This window comes from Eggerthella sp. (assembly GCF_048329335.1).
GTDB classification, from domain to species: Bacteria; Actinomycetota; Coriobacteriia; order Coriobacteriales; family Eggerthellaceae; genus Eggerthella; species Eggerthella lenta.
Genome location: NZ_DBFEGU010000299.1, coordinates 1 through 3255, shown reverse-complemented (window position 1 = coordinate 3255; position 3255 = coordinate 1). Strand labels below are relative to the sequence as shown.

At 67.2% G+C, this 3255-nt stretch carries 3 protein-coding genes; all 3 read right to left on the bottom strand.

Features of this window, described 5'->3' with window-relative positions; translation table 11 throughout:
* Positions 1–584: hypothetical protein (locus ACMO6A_RS09485; RefSeq protein ID WP_418471158.1), on the bottom strand; the 584-nt coding region annotated here is incomplete at its 3' end.
* A gap of 234 nt (positions 585–818) precedes the next feature.
* Complete coding sequence (locus tag ACMO6A_RS09480; RefSeq protein WP_418471157.1) at positions 819–2135, bottom strand: tyrosine-type recombinase/integrase; 1317 nt, start codon at positions 2133–2135, stop codon at positions 819–821.
* 5 nt (positions 2136–2140) lie between these two features.
* Positions 2141–3007 (bottom strand): site-specific integrase, encoded by an 867-nt coding sequence (locus ACMO6A_RS09475; protein ID WP_418471156.1) that lies wholly within the window; start codon positions 3005–3007, stop codon positions 2141–2143.
* Positions 3008–3255: the final 248 nt, after the last annotated feature.

Below are 3255 nucleotides of genomic sequence, written 5' to 3'. Positions count from 1 at the left end.
CCGACGTCCTCGAACGGGCTGCGGGTGCTGACGAGGTAGCGGCGGCGCGCCTGGGTGCCTATATGCCCCATGGGCGACTCGATGTCGAACCAGGGCTGGAACATCTTCGGCATCGTGACGCAGCACACGTTGTCCTGCGGGTCGTAGAGGTGGAGCCGGCCGTCCTGCCCGAGCGCGACGGAATATCCCTCGGGCACGGCGACGTAGTTCACGACGCTGCAATGCGTGCGCGACGTGTCGACCTCGTCCATGGTGTAGCCGAGCTGGTGGGGCGGGATGAACGCGTTGTACGTGACGTATTCGGGGTGCTCGCGGATCTGCTCGGGCGTGAAGCACATCTCGACGGCGCCGGGCACGTCGACGTCGCCCGTCATGTAGAAGGTGTCGTAGAGCGTGCCGACTACGGCGATCTCCGCGGTGTAGCCCTCCTCGACCACATGGGTCGAGGCCTCGTGTGCGTTGTAGAGGTCCGACCAGCGCCTCATGAGGTCGCTGGACTTGACGAGCTCGGGGTCGAAGTACCTGTCCCCGGGGCGGTAGATCTCCTCGTCGGGGATGTCGCGCTTCGATTTGAAAAGGCCCATGGTGGTCGCTCCTTGGATGATGGCGCGGCGGTATGCCGCGGCCTGCCGATTATCCGCCCGCGCCGCGCCGTGCGCAATGCGGCCTTCCCGCACGGGAAGCCGGGCGCGGTTCAGATTCATATATACATATATACCCAAACGCGTACATGCGCATACGCGCATTCGCGCATTTTCTTATTTACGCATATATGCTCAGACGCGGGAACGCGCCTGCGCATCTGCCCGCGCCACGGCCTAGCCGCACGCGAGCGATTCCCAGGAGATGATCTTCACCGTCCGCATCGCCTCGGCATCGGGTAGGGGCCCTTCTTCCGGCTCCTTCTTTTCCTGGCCCCGGATGCGCGCCGGCAGCTCGGAGCCCTGCCCGTCGTAGCCTTCCGGCAGCGCCATGACCTCGTTGACGGTATCGACGCTCGCGCGCAGGTTCTCCGGGCTGGAGCTCACGTAGATCCTCAGCGTGAAGGAGGGGTCCGTGTGCCCGAGCCAGTTGGACACGGTCTTCGGGTTGACCCCGGACATGATGAGCTCGGTGGCGAAGGTGTGCCGCAGGCGGTGCAGGCCGCACTTCCCGCCGCCTATGCCGAACGTCCGGACGAACGTCCTGAACAGCTGGTTGGCGTATCTCGGCACCATGAACGCGCCGTCGATGTCGCCGACGACGAAGATGTCGTCCGTGAACGGGACGCCGGCGTCGCGGCAGCGGGCCTCCTGCTCCGCCCGTCGCCGCTCCAGCCCCTCCATGAGCCCGTCCGCGATGGGCAGCGCCCTCACGCCGGCCGGGCTCTTCGGCCCCTTGAGGTAGCCGTTGGAGGAGGGCAGGGTGCCGATGGCGCTGGTGATGCGCACCATGCGGCGGTTGAGATCGACGTTCGCCCAGCGCAGGGCGCAGATCTCCCCGCATCTGAGGCCCGCGAACAGGGCGAGCCGCACTATCGCGTCGAGCGGGCCGCGGATGCACGGGAGGGCGGCGAGCAGCGCGTTCTTCTCTTCGGCGGAGAGCGCGCGGGGAAGCGGGCGGTCGTGTTTGGGCGCGCGGATCCTGCGCAGGTCGAGCGGGGGCCGGAGCATTCGGAAGCTGGCGAGCTCTAGGGTGTCCCTGACCGTCCAGAGCATATGGTTCACGGTCTCGGAGCAGTACCCGTCCTCGACGAGCGAGTCGACGTAGAGCTGCACGTCCTGGGCGGTGACCCTGTCCACTGGAATCTCCCCCAGGTCGCCCAGGAGCCTGATGTGGCGGCAATAGCCGGCATGCGTCGACTTCTCGATGGCGCCGACGGCGAGCGCATGGTCGATGTCGTCCCGCCTGAGCTCGCCGACCGTGGGCATGCGGCCCTCCGTCGCCTCGATGGCTTCGGCCCGCCGCTCGTCTTCCGGGTCGCGGGGGAGGTTGTAGAGGTATTCGGCCGCTAGGTGCTCGGCTTCCGCGCGGCTCGCCGCCGCCCCGATCGTGGCCCACTTGCGATCGCCCTTGCGCTCGGCATCGTAGACCGCGCGGTAGCTCATCCTCCATGAACCGCCGCGACGGGCGAGGGAGACCCTTTCGTAATGCATATTCCTCAATCCTCCTCTTCATCATGGGCGAGCCTGAGCCCGTAGAGCGTGCATCCGGCGCCAACGATGCGCAGCAGCTCGTTCGTGTCGCTCCTGAGGTGTTCCACGTCGCGGCGGCGGCCGTTCTTCTCGAGCAGCAGCCTGGATCCGGCCGAGGCGGCCCAGGAGCGCGGCGCGTCGCCGAGCCATGCCGGCAGCCGCGTCACGGAGGGCTCGGGATATGCGACGAAGAAGTTCGGCTCGCCGATGCTCTCCCGCCAGATTCCGCGGACGGTGACGGTCATGCGCTCCGCATCGAGGTCGTCGGCGAGTATCCCGCAGATCTCGCCGGGCTTGAGGCCGCATCCGAGGGCGAGGCCGATGGCCGCGGCGGAATGCCCCGATCCGCATGTGGCGAGCGCCCGCGCGGCCTTGAGGCCCGCCGGGGGGATCGGGCGCTTCTTCCTGGGCGGCCGGGGAACGTCGAACGGGACCTCGGAGAACGGGTTGGAGGCGCACAGCCCTTCGGCGAGCGCATGTCTGCCCGCGGCGGCGCAGATGGTCTTGAGCCGGTAGCAGCGCACGCGCGAGACGCCGCGGGACTCGGCCGACTCGAGCGCCTGCGCGGCCGAGGCGGGGCTTATCGAGTCGACGGCGAGGCCCGCTATCGCCCCGAGGGCCCTGCATTCCTTTCGATAGTTCGCGACGGTTTTCCTGGCGGCCCCCTTGGCCGTCAGGATCTCGAAGTAGCGGTCCAGCGCCTCGGCGAGCGTGCACGCCTTCGGCCCCGGCAGGGACGCGAGCGCCGCCGCGCGCGCCCCGTCCGCGCTTTCCGCCCGGAACCTCCTTCGCAGCCTCTTGCGCGACGCGTCGATGATGTCAACCTCCCACACGCCGCATCTGAGCTCCCTGACCGATCTTATCCTTGATTCCGGCAACGTGCCGCCTCCCTTCGCATGATGTGGAAACGTGCCTCCCGGATGGCTCGAGATGGCTCCGGGGGCGGTTATTTCGATGGAGACAGGGTAATTCGACCTATCGCCAACATGAACGGCAATTTATGCTTCTAGCAGCGCAGATGTCGGAATGTGTTTGATGATTTGATACGGGATGGTGACGAGATGACCGGAAATGGAACCGC

Coding starts and splice junctions, on each gene's coding strand:
- ACMO6A_RS09480 (WP_418471157.1), bottom strand. CDS start 2,135: ATGCATTACGAAAGGGTCTCCCTCGCCCGTCGCGGCGGTTCATGGAGG.